Genomic DNA, 16022 nt, shown 5'->3' on the forward strand with positions numbered 1-16022 from the left:
CAGGGATTCAGACAATGGAAGAGCTTATCTCCCCCGGTATCTACAACCTGATCATCTTTGTGCTGGCCATTTATGTCGGTTACCACGTGGTCTGGAACGTAACGCCTGCGCTGCATACGCCGCTGATGGCGGTGACCAACGCCATTTCGGCCATCGTGATCGTCGGCGCGATGCTCGCCGCCGCCCTGACCGTAACGCCTCTGGGCAAGACCATGGGTACTCTCGCCGTGGCCCTGGCTGCGGTGAACGTGTTCGGTGGCTTCCTGGTGACGCGCCGCATGCTCGAGATGTTCAAGAAAAAAGCCCCGAAAGCCGTAAAAGAAGAGGCGCCCAAGTAATGAGCATGAACCTGGTAACGACGCTCTACCTGATTGCGTCCATCTGCTTCATCCAAGCCCTCAAAGGCCTGTCGCACCCTACCACCTCCCGTCGCGGCAACCTGTTCGGCATGCTCGGCATGGCATTGGCGGTGCTTACTACCGTCGGACTTATCTACAAACTGGGAGCCGAGCTGGCGACCGCCGGCATTGGTTATGTCATCGTTGGCTTGTTGATCGGCGGCACCGCCGGTTCGATCATGGCCAAGCGTGTCGAGATGACCAAGATGCCGGAGCTGGTGGCGTTCATGCACAGCATGATCGGCCTGGCGGCGGTGTTCATTGCCATCGCCGCTGTCGTCGAGCCGCAATCGCTGGGCATCGTCAAGCAATTGGGGGATTCGATTCCGGCGGGTAACCGTCTGGAGCTGTTCCTTGGCGCGGCAATCGGCGCAATCACGTTCTCCGGTTCGGTGATCGCCTTCGGCAAGCTGTCGGGCAAGTACAAGTTCCGCCTGTTCCAAGGCGCTCCGGTGCAGTTTGGCGGTCAGCACAAGCTCAACCTGATCCTGGGCCTCGCCACACTGGGCTTGGGCCTGGCTTTCATGTTCACCGGCAACCTCGGCGCATTCGCCTTGATGCTGGCCCTGGCGTTTGTCCTGGGCGTGCTGATCATCATCCCGATCGGCGGTGCGGACATGCCGGTGGTGGTCTCGATGCTCAACAGCTATTCCGGTTGGGCCGCAGCAGGCATCGGCTTCTCGCTGAACAACTCGATGCTGATTATTGCAGGCTCGTTGGTGGGTTCGAGCGGCGCGATCCTCTCGTACATCATGTGCAAGGCGATGAACCGCTCGTTCTTCAACGTACTGCTCGGCGGTTTCGGCAACGCCGCAGATGCTGCTGGCCCGGCAGGCTCCAAAGAAGCCCGCCCAGTGAAATCCGGCTCGGCTGACGACGCGACTTTCCTGCTGACCAACGCCGATACGGTGATCATCGTTCCAGGCTACGGCTTGGCGGTCGCCCGGGCGCAGCACGCGTTGAAAGAACTGACTGAGAAGCTGACCCACCACGGCGTGACGGTGAAATACGCAATCCACCCGGTTGCCGGTCGTATGCCCGGCCACATGAACGTCCTGCTGGCCGAGGCCGAAGTGCCTTACGACCAGGTATTCGAGATGGAAGACATCAACTCCGAGTTCGGCCAGGCCGACGTGGTGTTGGTGCTGGGCGCCAACGACGTGGTCAACCCGGCGGCGAAGAACGATCCGAAGTCGCCGATTGCCGGCATGCCGATTCTCGAAGCGTTCAAGGCCAAGACCATCATCGTCAACAAGCGCTCGATGGCCAGCGGTTATGCCGGCCTGGACAACGAGCTGTTCTATCTCGACAAGACCATGATGGTGTTCGGCGACGCCAAGAAGGTCATCGAAGACATGGTCAAAGCAGTGGAATAAGCGTCAGCTGTTTATCAAAACGCCCCGACTTGTCGGGGCGTTTTGATTTGTATCAAGGCAAAGCGTTACCGATCCGGTAATGATGTTTTGCCTGAAACGCCCGTAATAGAGGCCTCAAATGCGACTTTTGTAGCGGGTCGGGCTCGGCGCGAATTCTCTAGACTGCGCATCCAGCTTCCAGCCCGAGAAACCATTCATGTACCGTGATCGCATCCGCCTGCCTTCGTTGTTGAATAAAGTGATGAGCGCTGCCGAGGCAGCTTTGCTCGTTGAAGACGGAATGACCGTCGGCATGAGCGGCTTTACCCGCGCCGGAGAAGCGAAGGCCGTGCCGCACGCACTGGCCGAACGCGCCAAGGTCACGCCGTTGAAAATCAGCCTGATGACCGGAGCAAGCCTGGGCAACGATCTGGATAAGCAGCTCACCGAAGCTGGCGTACTGGCACGACGCATGCCCTTCCAGGTGGACAGCACCCTACGCAAGGCCATCAACGCAGGCGAGGTGATGTTCATCGACCAGCATCTTTCGGAAACCGTCGAACAGATGCGTAACGCCCAGCTCACGTTGCCAGATATTGCCGTGATCGAAGCGGTGGCGATCACCGAGCAAGGTCATATCGTGCCGACCACGTCGGTAGGTAACTCCGCCAGCTTTGCGATCTTCGCCAAGCAAGTGATCGTGGAGATCAACCTGGCCCATAATCCAGATTTGGAAGGCCTGCACGACATTTACATCCCCAGCTATCGTCCAACTCGCCTGCCGATCCCCCTGGTGAAGGTTGACGACCGTATCGGCAGCACCGCCATCCCGATCCCACCGGACAAAATCGCCGCCATTGTCATCTCCCAACAATCAGATTCCCCTTCGACGGTCTTGCCGCCGGACGACGACACCCAGGCCATCGCCGACCATCTGATCAGCTTTTTCAAGCAAGAAGTCGCGGCCGGGCGCATGACCAACAAGCTTGGCCCTCTGCAGGCCGGCATCGGCAGCATTGCCAACGCAGTGATGTGCGGATTGATCGACTCTCCGTTTGAAGAACTGACCATGTATTCCGAGGTATTGCAGGACTCCACATTCGACCTCATCGACTCCGGCAAGCTGAGTTTCGCCTCTGGCAGCTCCATTACGTTGTCCGCTCGGCGCAACACGGATGTCTTTGGGAATCTGGCGAAATACAAGGACAAACTGGTGCTGCGCCCGCAGGAGATCTCCAACCATCCGGAGGTAGTGCGACGCCTGGGCATCATCGGCATCAACACGGCGCTGGAATTCGACCTGTATGGCAACGTCAACTCGACTCACGTATGCGGCACGCGAATGATGAATGGCATCGGGGGTTCGGGGGATTTTGCCAGGAACGCACACTTGGCTATTTTCGTGACCAAATCCATTGCCAAGGGCGGCGCCATTTCCAGCGTCGTTCCGATGGTCAGCCATGTGGACCATACCGAGCATGATGTCGACATCCTGGTGACCGAGATTGGACTGGCTGACTTGCGGGGCTTGGCGCCACGCGAACGGGCGCGGGCGATCATCGAAAACTGCGTGCATCCATCCTATCGCCAGGCATTGAACGAGTACTTCCAGGCGGCAAGCGCTTTGGGCGGACATACGCCGCATATTTTGCGGGACGCACTCAGCTGGCACATGAACCTGGAAGCAACCGGACGCATGCTTGCGGTTTGATACAGCTGGATCACCGTTAGGGCTAAAACAGTTTTATAAATCCAAAGGGCTCGGCAGGTTCTTTGCAGAAACTGTACTTCTGTACCGGTGATTTCTTACAGTCATATCCCACAAAACACAGCCAGACACTGAATAACGCACCAATTTAGTGCCGATAGATACAGTTGCCTCAAGATTGACCAGTACACCGCCTTTTAACAGTTAACTGGTCTCTTACAATACAGATGAACTGTATCTACAGGGACTGGCCAAACGGGAGGATCATGGGCACCAGTTAAACCACTACCTAATCCCGCCACAAGCGGAAGGATGTCAACCATGGAACGTACACTCAGTTCCGAGCTGTTTTTCGAAGACAAAGCTGAAAAAAACCAGGCTTCCATGCCTCTTCGCGTTATCGCTAACCTGATGCTGTGGCAGCGCCGCATTGCCAGCCGCCATCAATTGGCCCGTCTGGATTCGCGCCTGCTGGCAGATGCCGGTATCAGCGAAGCACAGCGCTACGAAGAGCTGAGCAAGCCGTTCTGGCGCTAATTCAGCGTCGCTGGCCCTGACCCATCGGGTCCATCGCCAGCACCGAATTGAATAAACAAGACCCGTCGTGGGAAACCGCGACGGGTCTTGTCGTTTTCGAGCCTGAACTGGTCTGAGACCGGGAAGCAGAACAGTTATACCAAACCTATTCAGGCACCAGTACAGTTGGTTGGATGGGGATTATCTTGCCTTGGGTCGAGCCAAGGACCATTGCAAAGCTGTAAGCAAACGCGATCTGTCCTAATATTGATGCAACCGTGGCGAAGCGAGTCGAGCATGTGTCTCCCCTTCCAGCTACAGGCACCGGTATCACCTCATATATAAGGAGCTCCATCATGTCCCGTCTTCGCCTGCTCAGCGCAGTAGCGCTGTTGGCCGTAGCTGCCCAGTCCAACGCCAGCAGCTTCATCGTCACCACCGACTCCATTGTCGGCGCCCTCAAGGCCACGTCCGACGTAACCTCCGATGCAACCTCATCACTGCGTGACAATAAAATCGTTCAAGCCGCACGCGACGACGCCGCCAGCTTCGTGGCCAGCGAAGGCGCTATCCGCGGTGTGAAACTGGAGAGTGCATTGGATTACATCCGCCAGCAGGCACCGCAGCTCAACGCCACCGATGCGCAGCTTGCACAGGCCATCCTGGTAATCTGATGCAACATGAAACATTGGGCACCCAAGGGTGCTCCGATGTTTCCGCGCTGGCCCTGGCCCGCAGGTTTGCGCTAGCCTTCAAGCTCGCCAACAACCGTCGAGTCCCATGCGTTTTTACTCAAAACTTTACAGCGCCTGTTTATTCACAGTTTTTTGCTGGTCTGTCCCGGCCCATGCCTTCGATGTGTCCACCCAACAAGTGGTCGCCAGTGGCTACGCTACGAGCCTGGTGACCTCCGCACCCTTCGACAATAAACGGGTCGTCGCCGCTCGTGATGACGCCGCCGCGTTCATTGCCAGCGAAGGACAATTCCGAGGTGCGCAATTGGAGTCGGCCCTGGACTACCTGCGCCGGAACCAGCCGAAACTTCACGCCAGCGACCTTGAACTGGCACAGGCAATTCTCGTCCAATAACTATCTTTAATTCTCCGGAGTCGTTCCATGCGTAGCCCGCTGATTGCTGCCGCCCTTGGCCTGCTGGTGTTGGCCGATGTGGCCCAGGCACATACCCTGGTAGCCACCAGTAACATCATCGTTCGCGCCTCCCAGCGTTCGATTGATTTCACCTCTGACACCACCACATCCATTCGTGACTCAAAGATTGTCCGCGAAGCTCACGATGACGCTGCCAGCTTCGTCGCCAGCAACGGCGAGATTCGTGGCGCTCATCTCGAAGCGGCCTTCCAGACATTGCGCACCCGCGTACCGGAAGCCCGCGACGCCAGCGACCAGGTTCTCGCCGAAGCTATCCTCGCATTGTGAGGCGGCTGGCCGCCTGGCTGACTGCCGGGGTTGTGCTGCTTCTGAGCGGCACAGCCCAGGCCGGTCTCCAGTTACATCTCAATAGCGATGGCTTGAGCCCGGCACAACAACAGGCCAGCCAGGCACTGCTCGATGAAGCCATGCAGGCATTGCCGCCACGCTTCATCGAGCGACTGGACCGGCGCATCGATGTCGGCTGGACCGATCGGATGCCCGCAAACGCCTACGGCCAGGCTTCACTGGTGTCGCAGTTGGACTTGAACCGGAACCTGCTGGACAGCCTCACCGATGGCAGCGCCGCCAAGCAAAAGACCTTGCGCCCCCACGGCACCGTGCGGCGCGAAATGCTCGCTACCGTGCTGCACGAACTGACTCATATCTATGACCGCTCGCGCCTTTGGCCAAATGCCGAACGTGTGCTGATCCAACGCTGTACTCGGCGTAACAGCAGCGCCGGGCTGATCGGCATGACGGATGAGTGCAGAGGCCAGAACGACCGGCGCTTCACGCTCAGCGATGATCCTCGCCTGCTGGATCTCGCCGGCTGGCCGCAGTATGTGGGCCGTCGCGGCGAACGCGAGCAGCACAACCGTCAGGTTGCCCGCAGCCCGGACCTCTATGAGACGAGCAGTCCCAAGGAGTTCGTCGCGGTCAATATAGAGTATTTCCTCCTCGATCCAAGCTACGCCTGCCGACGTCCCGCGCTGTATCGCTATTACCGTGAGCACTTTGGCTGGGCGCCCGCCGCCAAGGACACCTGCTCCACGTCGTTCGCCTTTCTCAATGCCGGCAATGATTTTGCCAAGACACCACTGGGCAAGGTCGATCCGGAACGCGTCTATGCCATCGACTACCTGTTGGCTGAAGCCAACCAGAACTGGGTCAGCCGTTGGGGCCATAGCATGCTCCGCCTGGTGATATGCGCACCGGGCCGTCCACGTGGGCCAGATTGCCGATTGGATCTGGACCAACACCTGGTGCTTTCGTACCGCGCCTTCGTAGGCGACGTTCAACTGTCGAGTTGGGATGGCCTGGTGGGCAAATACCCGTCGCGTCTATTCGTACTGCCGTTGGCCCAGGTCATCGACGAGTACACCAAGACCGAACTGCGCAGCCTGGCGTCGGTGCCCCTCAAGCTGTCGCGCACCGAAATCGAAGAAACGGTCGAACACGCCGCCGAAATGCATTGGAGCTATGACGGCAACTATTACTTCCTCTCCAATAATTGCGCGGTAGAAAGCTTGAAGCTGCTGCGCAGCGGCAGTAATAACGAACAGCTCAAAGGCCTGGACAGCATTATGCCCAACGGTCTGCTGGAAGTGCTCAAGGGCCGTGGCTTGGCCGACACCAGTGTGCTGGATGATCCCAAGGAAGCCTTGCGCCTGGGTTACCGCTTCGACTCATTCCGCGAACGCTACCAAGCCATGTTCGACGTTCTGAAAAAACGCCTGCCGATACGGCAACAAACCGTCGAAGACTGGCTCGCGCTGGACGCTGCCGAACGCCGCGTTTGGTTTGAACAGGCCGACCTGCGCACCAGCGCGGCATTGCTATTGCTGGAACAGGCCAGTTTCCGTCGGCAATTGCTGCTCGCCCAGGATGAAGTCAAACAGCGCTACCTTGGCGCGCGTGAGCTTCAAAACGGTGGCATGGAGAGAGCCAACGCGATGTTGCAACAGATTCTCGCCAATAGCGGCTTCCTGAGCCGTCCAGCCGAACTGCTGGGCAGCAGCGGCTACGGATTGCCACAACCCAGCGAATGGCAGCGATTGGAATCGGAAAGCAGCCTGCGCCAGAAACAGCTTCAAACGCTGACCGGCGACCTGGATAAGGAAGTCAGGGCATTGCTTGAACCGAGCCGCGCTGCTGAAATCGCCGCGAGCGAGGCCAATGTGAAGGAGATCGGCGAACATCTGCGCAAGCTGCACAAAGCCGCAGGTGGGTTGGAGTTGCCGTGACTGCCAAGCCTTGAAGCGATAACAAAAAGGGGTTCGGAACCCAGTTGCGAACCCCTTTTTCATTGGCGCGAGCCAAATCAGCCAAGACGCGCCTTACGTACACCATCAGCCAAGGCCGCGCACAAGCTCAACACACCATCGATCGCCTGTTCCGACGTATCGGCGCTGGCGATATGGTCGATCAGCGCGGAGCCGACCACTACGCCGTCGGCCAACCGGGCGATGGCTGCCGCCTGTTCCGGGGTGCGAATACCGAAGCCAATGCTGATCGGCAGATCGGTATGCCGACGCAGACGCGCCACCGCTTCTTCTACATGCTCCAGCGTCGCGGCACCGGCACCGGTCACACCCGCGACCGACACGTAATAAACGAACCCCGAGCTGCCGTTGAGCACGGTCGGCAAACGCACATCATCGGTGGTTGGCGTTGTCAGACGGATGAAATCCAGGCCGGCAGCCTGGGCCGGCTCGCACAGTTCGCTGTTGTGCTCGGGTGGCATGTCCACGACGATCAGGCCATCGACACCGCTATCCAGCGCTTCGCCGATGAAACGCTGCACGCCATAACGATGGATCGGGTTGAAGTACCCCATCAGCACCAGCGGCGTCTCGGTATTGTCCTTGCGGAACTCCCGAACCATCTGCAGGGTTTTCGCCAGGTTCTGCTGGGCGCCCAAGGCACGAATGTTCGCCAATTGGATTGCCGGGCCGTCGGCCATCGGATCGGTGAACGGCATGCCCAACTCAATAACATCGGCGCCGGCGGCAGGCAGGCCCTTGAGGATCGCCAGCGACGTGTCGTAGCCCGGATCGCCAGCCGTGACAAACGTCACCAGGGCGGCACGGTTCTGTGTTTTGAGTTCGGCAAAACGGGTTTGCAGGCGGCTCATCAGTGTTTCTCCTGCTGGGACTGTTCCATGTGGTGCATCACGGTTTGCATGTCTTTATCGCCACGGCCGGACAGGTTGACCACCATCAGGTGATCCTTGGGCAGGTTTGGTGCGCGCTTGAACACTTCAGCCAAGGCATGGGCACTCTCCAAGGCAGGAATAATCCCTTCCAGGCGGCAGCATTTATGGAACGCTTCCAAAGCTTCGGCATCGGTGACGGAGGTGTATTGGACGCGGCCAATGTCATGCAACCAGGCGTGTTCAGGGCCAATGCCGGGGTAGTCGAGGCCAGCAGAGATCGAATGCGCGTCGATGATCTGGCCGTCCTCATCCTGCAACAGGAAGGTACGATTACCGTGCAGCACGCCTGGAACCCCACCGTTCAGGCTCGCCGCATGCTTGCCGGTCTCGATGCCGTAGCCCGCCGCTTCGACTCCAATGATTTCAACGCTCTTGTCATCGAGGAATGGGTGGAACAGGCCCATGGCATTGGAGCCACCGCCGATGCACGCCACCAGGCTGTCCGGCAGACGACCTTCCTGGGCTTGCAGCTGGTCACGGGTTTCCTTGCCGATCACGGCTTGGAAGTCGCGGACCATCTCTGGATAGGGGTGCGGGCCGGCTACAGTGCCGATCAAGTAAAACGTGCTGTCGACGTTGGTCACCCAGTCACGCAGCGCCTCGTTCATCGCATCCTTGAGTGTGCCGGTTCCGGCGATCACGGGGATGACTTCGGCGCCAAGCAGCTTCATCCGAAACACGTTAGCCTGCTGGCGCTCGATGTCGGTGGTGCCCATATAGATTACGCAGTCCAGGCCAAAACGAGCGGCCACGGTGGCAGTGGCCACCCCATGCATGCCGGCGCCGGTCTCGGCGATAATGCGTTTCTTGCCCATGCGCCGCGCCAGCAGGATCTGGCCGATGCAGTTGTTGATCTTGTGCGCGCCCGTGTGATTCAGTTCTTCACGCTTGAGGTAGATCTTCGCGCCGCCGCAGAACTCCGTCAGGCGCTCGGCGAAATACAGCGGGCTTGGACGACCCACATAGTCCCGTTGGAAGTAGGCCAATTCCTCGATGAACGCAGGATCTTCCTTTGCCGTTTCGTATTCACGGGCCAGATCAAGGATCAGCGGCATCAGCGTTTCCGCGACATAACGGCCGCCGAACGCGCCAAACAGGCCGTTGGCATCGGGACCGCTGCGCAGGTTGAAGGGGGTCGTAGGCTGGGTCATCGGGCGCTCCAGGCGAATGCGTAGAAAAACAATGAGCCCACTCTACCCCTGACATATCGCTCTGAAAACCGATAAGATCGCCACAACCTGTCAGAAAATCTCACAAATACCATGAGCCATGATCTGCCACCGCTCAACGCCCTGCGTGCCTTCGAGGCCACTGCCCGCCTGAACAGCGTAAGCCAGGCGGCGGAACAGCTGCACGTCACCCACGGCGCGGTTAGTCGACAACTCAAAGTGCTGGAAGAGCACTTGGGAATCAGCCTGTTCGTCAAGGATGGGCGAGGCTTGAAACTCACAGATGCGGGACTGCGCCTGCGTGACGCCAGCGCCGATGCGTTCGAGCGCCTGCGCACCGTTTGCGCCGAGCTGACCCAAAGCACAGCGGACGCCCCGTTCGTGTTGGGCTGCTCGGGAAGCTTGTTGGCGCGTTGGTTCATCCCCCGCCTGGGCAGGCTCAATGCCGATCTGCCTGATTTGCGCCTGCACCTGTCCGCAGGTGAGGGCGACCTCGACCCGAGGCGCCCAGGGCTGGACGCCCTACTGGTATTCGCCGAACCACCCTGGCCGGCAGACATGCAGGTGTATGAACTGGCCAGCGAGCGGATCGGGCCGGTGATGAGCCCGCACTACGCGGGCTTTGCCCGCTTGCGCAATGCATCCGCCACTGCGCTGCTGAGCGAACCGCTGTTGCACACCACCTCACGCCCCCAGGCCTGGCCCACTTGGGCACGGCAAAATGCCCTGGAACCCCAGGCATTGAAGTTAGGGCAAGGTTTCGAACATTTGTATTATTTGCTGGAGGCGGCCGTGGCCGGGCTTGGCGTGGCGATCGCTCCCGAGCCCCTGGTGACCGAGGACCTGCGGGCTGGTCGCCTGGTCGCGCCATGGGGGTTCGGTGAAACCCCCGCACGACTGGCGCTATGGTTGCCCAAGCGCGCCGCAGACGGGCGCGCCCGGCAATTGGCGCAGTGGCTCAGGCATGAGCTGAACCCATCGAACTAGTTACCGCGCTTGCACAACAAGTAAGCGGCCAACAGACCCAGTGCGCCAACGGCAACGCCAGCGGTGGTCCATGGATGTTCCTGAGCGTAGTCGCGCGTGGCAATCCCGGTTTCGCGGGTTTTCACCTTCACCTCTTCATACGCATCGCTGAGCAGATGCCGAGAATGTTTCAGTGCGCTTTCGGCATTTGCCTTAAGCGACTTGAGCGTCCTACGCGACTCGTCCGACGCGTCGTCCTTCAGGCTTTCCAACGACTTGAGCAGACTCTCGATCTCCGCTTCCATGCTTTGCAACGAGGCTTTGCGTAACGAAGTGCTGGCCATGGTGGCTCTCTCCTGCAGTGGTTGAGTAGCGTGTGTGGATTGGGACTGCGACCGTTTGGGAAAGTGCACTAAATCTGAACTTTCCAAGCGTAAACGGCGCCACATGTAAGGCGAAAAATCGCTGCTAGGCTGTTTAAGACAACCAAGGAGAACGTCATGAGTGATCACCACACGTACAAAAAAGTCGAGCTGGTCGGTTCGTCTCCCACCAGCATTGAAGACGCCATCAACAATGCCCTGGCCGAGGCCAGCAAGAGCCTCAAGCACTTGGAATGGTTCGAAGTCACGGAAACCCGGGGCCACATCGAAAATGGCCGGGCCGCGCACTTCCAGGTGACCATCAAGGTTGGGTTCCGGATCGCCAACAGCTGAGTTCTTTGAACTTGCACGCTGGCGGAGTGCCATAGGGAATGGCGATGCGCTATTGGGCGCATCACGTCTTTACGAAACCTCCCTATCTGATCCGACCGAGGAGTGCGAGCGATGAAGAAGTTGATGGTGGCCCTGGGTTTGCTGAGCCTTGCGGGTACTGCGTTTGCGGCCGGCAAGCCATGCGAGGAGTTGAAGAGCGAAATCGCAGCGAAGCTCGATGCCAAAGGCGTGTCGGGTTATTCGCTGGAGATCGTCGATAAAGGTGCAGGTGACGGAAAAGTCGTCGGCACCTGTGAGGGCGGTTCGAAAGAAATCGTCTACATACGCGGCTGATAACGCGCTCAGATCAAAGCCGACGCATCGCGTCGGCTTTTTATTGGCCGCGACTCAGCCTTTCATGACCTGTGCCAGCAGTTCATACGAGTGCAGGCGGTCGGCGTGCTCATAGAGGTCGCTGGTGAAGATCAGCTCATCGGCCTGAGTCTGTTCGATCAACACCTCCAACCTGGCGCGGATCTTCTGAGGACCGCCAATCATGGCCAGGCCAAGGAAATCCCCCACCGCTTCCTTCTCATGGGGCAGCCATAGACCATTCATGGTTTCCACCGGCGGGCGCTGCACCAGGCTCTGGCCGCGCATCAATGCCAGGATCCGCTGGTACACCGACGTCGCCAGGTAATCGGCCTGCTCGTCCGTGTCAGCCGCCACCAAAGGCACCCCGAGCATCACGTACGGCTTGTCGAGTACGGCCGATGGTTGGAAGTGATTGCGATAAACACGAATCGCCTCGTGCATGAACCGCGGTGCGAAATGGGAGGCGAACGCGTAGGGCAAACCGCGCTCCCCGGCCAACTGCGCACTGAACAGGCTAGAACCCAACAGCCACACCGGTACATTCGTTCCCGTGCCGGGCATGGCGATGATGCGTTGGTCGGGGGTACGCGGGCCGAGATAGCGCATCAGTTCGGCCACGTCATCAGGGAAATCATCAGCACTGCCGGAGCGTTCGCGGCGTAGTGCACGCGCGGTCATCTGGTCGGAACCGGGGGCGCGTCCCAACCCAAGGTCGATCCGGCCCGGAAACAGACTTTCCAAGGTGCCGAACTGTTCGGCGATCACCAACGGTGCGTGGTTGGGCAGCATCACCCCGCCCGAGCCGACGCGGATGGTCGACGTCCCCCCCGCCAGGTAGCCCAGCAGCACCGCCGTCGCGGAGCTGGCGATGCCGTCCATATTGTGGTGTTCCGCCACCCAGAAACGGGTGTAGCCAAACTTTTCCACGTGCTGCGCCAAATCCAGGGAATTGCGCAGGGACTGGGCTGCATTGCCGTCAGCGCGGACGGGCACAAGGTCGAGGGTTGAAAATTTAACTTCGGACAGCTGTTTCATGGGCCGGCATCTCCAACGGCGTACGAGCTTTTCTGTAGGCGAAAGCCTGCCGTTTCTCTAGGTGTGTCCTATGAATGTGGGCATATACCCGAGTTTCAATAGTAGCGAAGAATTTTCCTACTAAATTAGTCGACTAATCGACCGGGTGAACTTTATCGGCCGGTCTATCCTCACAATCCTGGCACTGAAAAATACCCAGGCGCGAACCCTCGCGCCGAATCATGAGGAGGCACACATGGCTATCGTCAAGAAAGCATCGGCTCACTGGGAAGGTGACCTGAAGACTGGCATAGGCTCCATCTCCACGGAAACCGGCGTGTTGCGCGAAGCGCCCTATGGTTTCAAGGCACGTTTTGAAGGCGGCAAGGGCACCAACCCTGAAGAACTGATCGGCGCGGCCCACGCGGGCTGCTTCTCCATGGCGTTTTCGATGATCCTTGGCGACGCCGGGCTCAAGGCCGACAGCATCGACACCAACGCCGAAGTGACCCTGGACCAGGTCGACGGCGGCTTTGCGATCACCGCGATCAAGCTGATTCTCAAAGCCAAGATTCCCGGCGCCAGCCAACAGCAATTCGAAGAGCTGAGCAACAAGGCCAAGGAAGGTTGCCCGGTTTCCAAGGTGCTCAACGCCAACATCACCCTGGACGCGACCCTGGTGAATTGACGAACCGAGAAGGTCGCGGTCTCCCGAGGCCGCGGTCTTCTATGGTTTACCCGCTATTTACCCGAAGGCAACTGTGGTCGAATGCCGGTCTGCAGTTTCAGCGCACAGGCGTGCGCGCTGTATTGAGGAGTTCGAGCATGAAACGTTTGGCCTTGGCAGTCATCGGTTGCGCACTGACCACATCGGCCCTCGCGGCACCCAAGCCCTGCGAAGAATTGAAAGCAGAGATCGAAGCCAAGATCCAGGCCGCAAACGTGTCCTCATACACCTTGGAAATCGTCACCAACGACGAAGTCCACGACCAGAACATGGTGGTGGGCAGTTGCGATAACGGCACCAAGAAAATCATCTACCAGAAGAACGACCGCTAGGCAGCGCTACATCAAACAATTGGCCTGTCGATCCTCGGCAACGATTTCACGCTTGGCGTTATAGAGCCGGGCACTGGGGGAGTACGCCAGATTACGAGCCTCCAGGCGATAACGCTGGCCGGCCTCGAAATGGTCGTAGCGCACGATCAGATAGCACAGCCGTTCCTTCGGGTCGTTCATCATGCCCAGCCCACCGCCCGCGCCGAACACCTCGAAGTCGAAGCGCACCTTGAGTTCGTGGCTACCGGGTGAAACCTGAAAAAAGCGTCCGTCCCGCAGCCGCTGGCCGTCCAGGCTTTCAGCCATCAGCAGCTTGCCGCCCGGCATAGGGGTGGCGAAGTCGACCCAGGCCATGTTCGGGTCCATCTCGGGCAATGGGCTCGTCGCGCATCCGCTCAATGTCGCAAGAGCCAAAAACAACGTGGGTAGGCGCATGATGATTTCCTGAAGTCAGGCCCCGAGCATAGCGCCAATCAGCTTTGCTGGCAGCCTGCCGGCGTGCCTTGGCCCACCACTTTGCGCTGCTGGTCGTAAAGCTTGGCCCACGGCCGGAACCCGATACTGCCGGCTTGCAACTGATAGCGCTGGCCCGCGTTGAAATCCTTGAATTTTACGTTCAACCGGCAATCGCGCCACAGCGGCTCGGCATCTGGCCCGATGTTGCCCGGCTCCACGGCAAATTGATAACGCACCGTCAGCTCATGACTACCCGGTTGAACCTCGAAATAACGCCGGTCGATGGATGCCTTGTCATCGACTTCCAACGCTTGCAACGCCGTGTCCCGATGGTTACCTAGGTCAATCCACGCCTGGGAGGGATCTGGATCGGGCAAACCGGCACAGCCGGTCAGCAGCAACAGGCCACTTGTCAGCATCAACACGCGCATAGCGAAGCTCCGGGCAGGCGAGATAGTCTTGAGGCAGACTTCCCAGGGTGATTCCAAAATTGATCAGGCAGCGTTCACGCCATCGGTTACTCGACCGTGTTTTCAGGATTTTGTTTCCGGCCTTCCTGCTTTTGTTACTCAACGGTTGTACAAGCGTCGGTTATTACGGCCAGCTCGCCAGCGGACAATGGCGACTGCTGCAAGCACGCGAGCCCATCGACCGGGTCATTGCCGACCCCACCCGTGATTCCGGATTGCGCACCCATCTGGCTCAGGCCCGTGAGGCCCGCGCATTCGCCAGCACACACCTGCACCTGCCCGACAACCAGAGCTATCGCCTGTACGCGGACATCGGCCGCCCCTTTGTCGTCTGGAACGTCTTCGCCACCCCGGAGTTTTCCCTGGCCCCGCTAACCCACTGTTTTCCCATCGCCGGTTGCGTGGCGTATCGGGGCTATTACAGCCAGGGCGCCGCCCGGGGTGAGGCCGCTTTGCAGCGTTTGCGAGGCATGGATGTGTCGATTGCCGGCGTAGAGGCCTACTCGACGCTGGGCTGGTTCGACGACCCGATCCTCAGTTCGATGCTGCATTGGGGCGACGAACGCCTGGCGACGCTGATCTTTCATGAACTGGCGCACCAACGCGTCTACGTGAAGGACGACACGGAATTCAACGAATCATTCGCCACCTTCGTCGAGCAGGAAGGCACCCGCCAATGGCGCGCCCATCGCGGCCTGGCGCCGGACAACGGCAACCGATTGCGCCAGCGCGACCAATTCATCCAGTTGATCCTCGACACCCGCCAACGGCTGGAAACCTTCTACGCCCAACCCCTACCGACCGAGCAGATGCGCCAATGCAAAGCCGAGGAATTCGAACGCCTGCGCGCCGACTACGCGCACCTACGCGACAGCCAATGGGCCGGCGACAAACGCTACGACGCCTGGATCTACGCGCCCCTGAACAACGCCCGAATATTGCCGTTCGGCCTGTACGACCAATGGGTGCCGGCGTTCGGGGCGTTATTCAAGCGTGAGGGCGAGGATTGGCTGGCGTTTTACAGCGCGGTGGAAAAACTCGGCCGCTTGCCAACCGTAGAGCGCAAGGCAGCGCTGAAGGCGCTGGCCTCAACCAATTGACGGCAAACGAACAAGCCCTGATCGCAAGCACGCCCAAAACCTCAACCCAGCCAAGCCCCCCGGTGGGAGCGAGCCTGCTCGCGATCGCGGCCCAACAGCCAGTACATATTCCGGGAATACCAACCAGCCCCTCTACCACCAAAACGAACCACCGGCCCAAACCTCACGCAACTGCGCGGCGCTGAGGTTTCGCCGCGCTGGATCAAAGGCCAGCGTTGTGCGTAATGCCGACCAGCAACGCTCTGAAGTCAACACTCTGAAGGTGAGCAGCACGGCCATGTCGAAAGGGTTCCGGGTGCGCTGGCTTATCAGCGTGTAATGGATGTGGAGAAATAAATCTGTCCCCTTTGGCATTTATCATTTGGGGCGCTGTTC

General features: G+C 59.2%; 20 protein-coding genes. 14 read left to right on the forward strand and 6 right to left on the reverse strand.

Going from position 1 to position 16022, the window contains the following annotated elements; all coding sequences use genetic code 11:
* Window positions 1-14: 14 nt before the first annotated feature.
* From J3P92_RS24665 to J3P92_RS24700, 8 genes are all read left to right on the forward strand, one after another.
* Entirely contained in the window at window positions 15-338 is a 324-nt protein-coding gene (locus J3P92_RS24665; RefSeq protein ID WP_003187010.1) for an NAD(P) transhydrogenase subunit alpha, read from the forward strand.
* Window positions 338-1774 carry an NAD(P)(+) transhydrogenase (Re/Si-specific) subunit beta gene (locus tag J3P92_RS24670; protein ID WP_434561362.1) on the forward strand — a complete coding sequence of 479 codons (1437 nt, stop codon included), beginning with the start codon at window positions 338-340 and terminating at the stop codon, window positions 1772-1774. The genes J3P92_RS24665 and J3P92_RS24670 overlap by 1 nt, the downstream gene beginning before the upstream one ends.
* A gap of 196 nt (window positions 1775-1970) precedes the next feature.
* Window positions 1971-3464 (forward strand): acetyl-CoA hydrolase/transferase family protein, encoded by a 1494-nt coding sequence (locus tag J3P92_RS24675; protein WP_434649394.1) that lies wholly within the window; start codon window positions 1971-1973, stop codon window positions 3462-3464.
* Window positions 3465-3782: 318 nt separating this feature from the next.
* Window positions 3783-3998 carry a DUF1127 domain-containing protein gene (locus J3P92_RS24680; protein ID WP_181288343.1) on the forward strand — a complete coding sequence of 72 codons (216 nt, stop codon included), beginning with the start codon at window positions 3783-3785 and terminating at the stop codon, window positions 3996-3998.
* A gap of 335 nt (window positions 3999-4333) precedes the next feature.
* The gene (locus J3P92_RS24685; protein WP_420765935.1) at window positions 4334-4651 is read left to right on the forward strand and encodes a DUF2388 domain-containing protein; all 318 of its coding nucleotides are present in this window, start codon (window positions 4334-4336) and stop codon (window positions 4649-4651) included.
* Between the two features lie 106 nt (window positions 4652-4757).
* Window positions 4758-5066: a DUF2388 domain-containing protein gene (locus tag J3P92_RS24690; RefSeq protein WP_420765936.1), complete on the forward strand. Its 309-nt coding sequence runs from the start codon at window positions 4758-4760 to the stop codon at window positions 5064-5066.
* Between the two features lie 27 nt (window positions 5067-5093).
* On the forward strand, window positions 5094-5414 hold the full coding sequence (locus J3P92_RS24695; protein WP_420765937.1) for a DUF2388 domain-containing protein: 321 nt from the start codon (window positions 5094-5096) through the stop codon (window positions 5412-5414).
* Complete coding sequence (locus tag J3P92_RS24700; protein WP_434649396.1) at window positions 5411-7372, forward strand: DUF4105 domain-containing protein; 1962 nt, start codon at window positions 5411-5413, stop codon at window positions 7370-7372. The genes J3P92_RS24695 and J3P92_RS24700 overlap by 4 nt, the downstream gene beginning before the upstream one ends.
* Before the next feature lie 77 nt (window positions 7373-7449).
* Here J3P92_RS24700 and trpA read toward each other — a convergent pair whose 3' ends face one another.
* Entirely contained in the window at window positions 7450-8262 is an 813-nt protein-coding gene (gene trpA / locus J3P92_RS24705) for a tryptophan synthase subunit alpha (RefSeq protein WP_420765939.1), read from the reverse strand.
* Window positions 8262-9494, reverse strand: a complete 1233-nt coding sequence (gene trpB / locus J3P92_RS24710) for a tryptophan synthase subunit beta (RefSeq protein WP_434561366.1) — start codon at window positions 9492-9494, stop codon at window positions 8262-8264. The genes trpA and trpB overlap by 1 nt, the downstream gene beginning before the upstream one ends.
* Before the next feature lie 111 nt (window positions 9495-9605).
* On the opposite strand from trpB, the gene J3P92_RS24715 reads away from it, so the two are divergent.
* Window positions 9606-10499: a LysR family transcriptional regulator gene (locus J3P92_RS24715; RefSeq protein ID WP_434608537.1), complete on the forward strand. Its 894-nt coding sequence runs from the start codon at window positions 9606-9608 to the stop codon at window positions 10497-10499.
* Here the strand turns inward: J3P92_RS24715 and J3P92_RS24720 are convergent.
* Window positions 10496-10822, reverse strand: a complete 327-nt coding sequence (locus tag J3P92_RS24720) for a DUF883 family protein (protein WP_420765942.1) — start codon at window positions 10820-10822, stop codon at window positions 10496-10498. The two genes, J3P92_RS24715 and J3P92_RS24720, sit on opposite strands and share 4 nt — an antisense overlap.
* A gap of 156 nt (window positions 10823-10978) precedes the next feature.
* Here J3P92_RS24720 and J3P92_RS24725 point away from each other — a divergent pair, with 156 nt between their 5' ends.
* Together J3P92_RS24725 and J3P92_RS24730 are read left to right on the forward strand one after the other, a co-directional pair.
* Entirely contained in the window at window positions 10979-11194 is a 216-nt protein-coding gene (locus J3P92_RS24725) for a dodecin (protein ID WP_003177209.1), read from the forward strand.
* A 111-nt stretch (window positions 11195-11305) separates the two neighbouring features.
* Window positions 11306-11527: a DUF1161 domain-containing protein gene (locus tag J3P92_RS24730; RefSeq protein WP_434649400.1), complete on the forward strand. Its 222-nt coding sequence runs from the start codon at window positions 11306-11308 to the stop codon at window positions 11525-11527.
* Window positions 11528-11581: 54 nt separating this feature from the next.
* Here J3P92_RS24730 and J3P92_RS24735 read toward each other — a convergent pair whose 3' ends face one another.
* Window positions 11582-12583, reverse strand: a complete 1002-nt coding sequence (locus tag J3P92_RS24735; RefSeq protein WP_434608541.1) for an LLM class flavin-dependent oxidoreductase — start codon at window positions 12581-12583, stop codon at window positions 11582-11584.
* A 235-nt stretch (window positions 12584-12818) separates the two neighbouring features.
* Here J3P92_RS24735 and J3P92_RS24740 point away from each other — a divergent pair, with 235 nt between their 5' ends.
* Window positions 12819-13250, forward strand: coding sequence for an OsmC family protein (locus tag J3P92_RS24740; RefSeq protein ID WP_420765945.1), 432 nt, complete (start codon window positions 12819-12821; stop codon window positions 13248-13250).
* 137 nt (window positions 13251-13387) lie between these two features.
* Window positions 13388-13621 carry a DUF1161 domain-containing protein gene (locus tag J3P92_RS24745; protein WP_420765946.1) on the forward strand — a complete coding sequence of 78 codons (234 nt, stop codon included), beginning with the start codon at window positions 13388-13390 and terminating at the stop codon, window positions 13619-13621.
* Window positions 13622-13627: 6 nt separating this feature from the next.
* Here the strand turns inward: J3P92_RS24745 and J3P92_RS24750 are convergent, their stop codons facing one another.
* Complete coding sequence (locus J3P92_RS24750; protein ID WP_420765947.1) at window positions 13628-14056, reverse strand: hypothetical protein; 429 nt, start codon at window positions 14054-14056, stop codon at window positions 13628-13630.
* 38 nt (window positions 14057-14094) lie between these two features.
* Window positions 14095-14508, reverse strand: coding sequence for a hypothetical protein (locus J3P92_RS24755; protein WP_434649402.1), 414 nt, complete (start codon window positions 14506-14508; stop codon window positions 14095-14097).
* A gap of 59 nt (window positions 14509-14567) precedes the next feature.
* On the opposite strand from J3P92_RS24755, the gene J3P92_RS24760 reads away from it, so the two are divergent.
* Window positions 14568-15647 (forward strand): aminopeptidase, encoded by a 1080-nt coding sequence (locus tag J3P92_RS24760; protein WP_434649404.1) that lies wholly within the window; start codon window positions 14568-14570, stop codon window positions 15645-15647.
* Window positions 15648-16022: the final 375 nt, after the last annotated feature.

The sequence above is a fragment of the Pseudomonas sp. D3-27 genome (genome assembly GCF_051132165.1).
Classification (GTDB): domain Bacteria; phylum Pseudomonadota; class Gammaproteobacteria; order Pseudomonadales; family Pseudomonadaceae; genus Aquipseudomonas.

Excerpts from the sequence above, each read along its gene's own strand:
- trpA (WP_420765939.1), bottom strand. The coding sequence starts at position 8,262 with ATGAGCCGCCTGCAAACCCGTTTTGCCGAACTCAAAACACAGAACCGT.
- J3P92_RS24680 (WP_181288343.1), top strand. The coding sequence starts at position 3,783 with ATGGAACGTACACTCAGTTCCGAGCTGTTTTTCGAAGACAAAGCTGAA.
- J3P92_RS24750 (WP_420765947.1), bottom strand. The coding sequence starts at position 14,056 with ATGCGCCTACCCACGTTGTTTTTGGCTCTTGCGACATTGAGCGGATGC.
- J3P92_RS24675 (WP_434649394.1), top strand. The coding sequence starts at position 1,971 with ATGTACCGTGATCGCATCCGCCTGCCTTCGTTGTTGAATAAAGTGATG.
- J3P92_RS24670 (WP_434561362.1), top strand. The coding sequence starts at position 338 with ATGAGCATGAACCTGGTAACGACGCTCTACCTGATTGCGTCCATCTGC.
- J3P92_RS24720 (WP_420765942.1), bottom strand. The coding sequence starts at position 10,822 with ATGGCCAGCACTTCGTTACGCAAAGCCTCGTTGCAAAGCATGGAAGCG.
- J3P92_RS24740 (WP_420765945.1), top strand. The coding sequence starts at position 12,819 with ATGGCTATCGTCAAGAAAGCATCGGCTCACTGGGAAGGTGACCTGAAG.
- J3P92_RS24730 (WP_434649400.1), top strand. The coding sequence starts at position 11,306 with ATGAAGAAGTTGATGGTGGCCCTGGGTTTGCTGAGCCTTGCGGGTACT.
- J3P92_RS24715 (WP_434608537.1), top strand. The coding sequence starts at position 9,606 with ATGAGCCATGATCTGCCACCGCTCAACGCCCTGCGTGCCTTCGAGGCC.
- J3P92_RS24685 (WP_420765935.1), top strand. The coding sequence starts at position 4,334 with ATGTCCCGTCTTCGCCTGCTCAGCGCAGTAGCGCTGTTGGCCGTAGCT.
- J3P92_RS24695 (WP_420765937.1), top strand. The coding sequence starts at position 5,094 with ATGCGTAGCCCGCTGATTGCTGCCGCCCTTGGCCTGCTGGTGTTGGCC.
- trpB (WP_434561366.1), bottom strand. The coding sequence starts at position 9,494 with ATGACCCAGCCTACGACCCCCTTCAACCTGCGCAGCGGTCCCGATGCC.
- J3P92_RS24755 (WP_434649402.1), bottom strand. The coding sequence starts at position 14,508 with ATGCGCGTGTTGATGCTGACAAGTGGCCTGTTGCTGCTGACCGGCTGT.
- J3P92_RS24745 (WP_420765946.1), top strand. The coding sequence starts at position 13,388 with ATGAAACGTTTGGCCTTGGCAGTCATCGGTTGCGCACTGACCACATCG.
- J3P92_RS24665 (WP_003187010.1), top strand. The coding sequence starts at position 15 with ATGGAAGAGCTTATCTCCCCCGGTATCTACAACCTGATCATCTTTGTG.
- J3P92_RS24735 (WP_434608541.1), bottom strand. The coding sequence starts at position 12,583 with ATGAAACAGCTGTCCGAAGTTAAATTTTCAACCCTCGACCTTGTGCCC.
- J3P92_RS24690 (WP_420765936.1), top strand. The coding sequence starts at position 4,758 with ATGCGTTTTTACTCAAAACTTTACAGCGCCTGTTTATTCACAGTTTTT.
- J3P92_RS24725 (WP_003177209.1), top strand. The coding sequence starts at position 10,979 with ATGAGTGATCACCACACGTACAAAAAAGTCGAGCTGGTCGGTTCGTCT.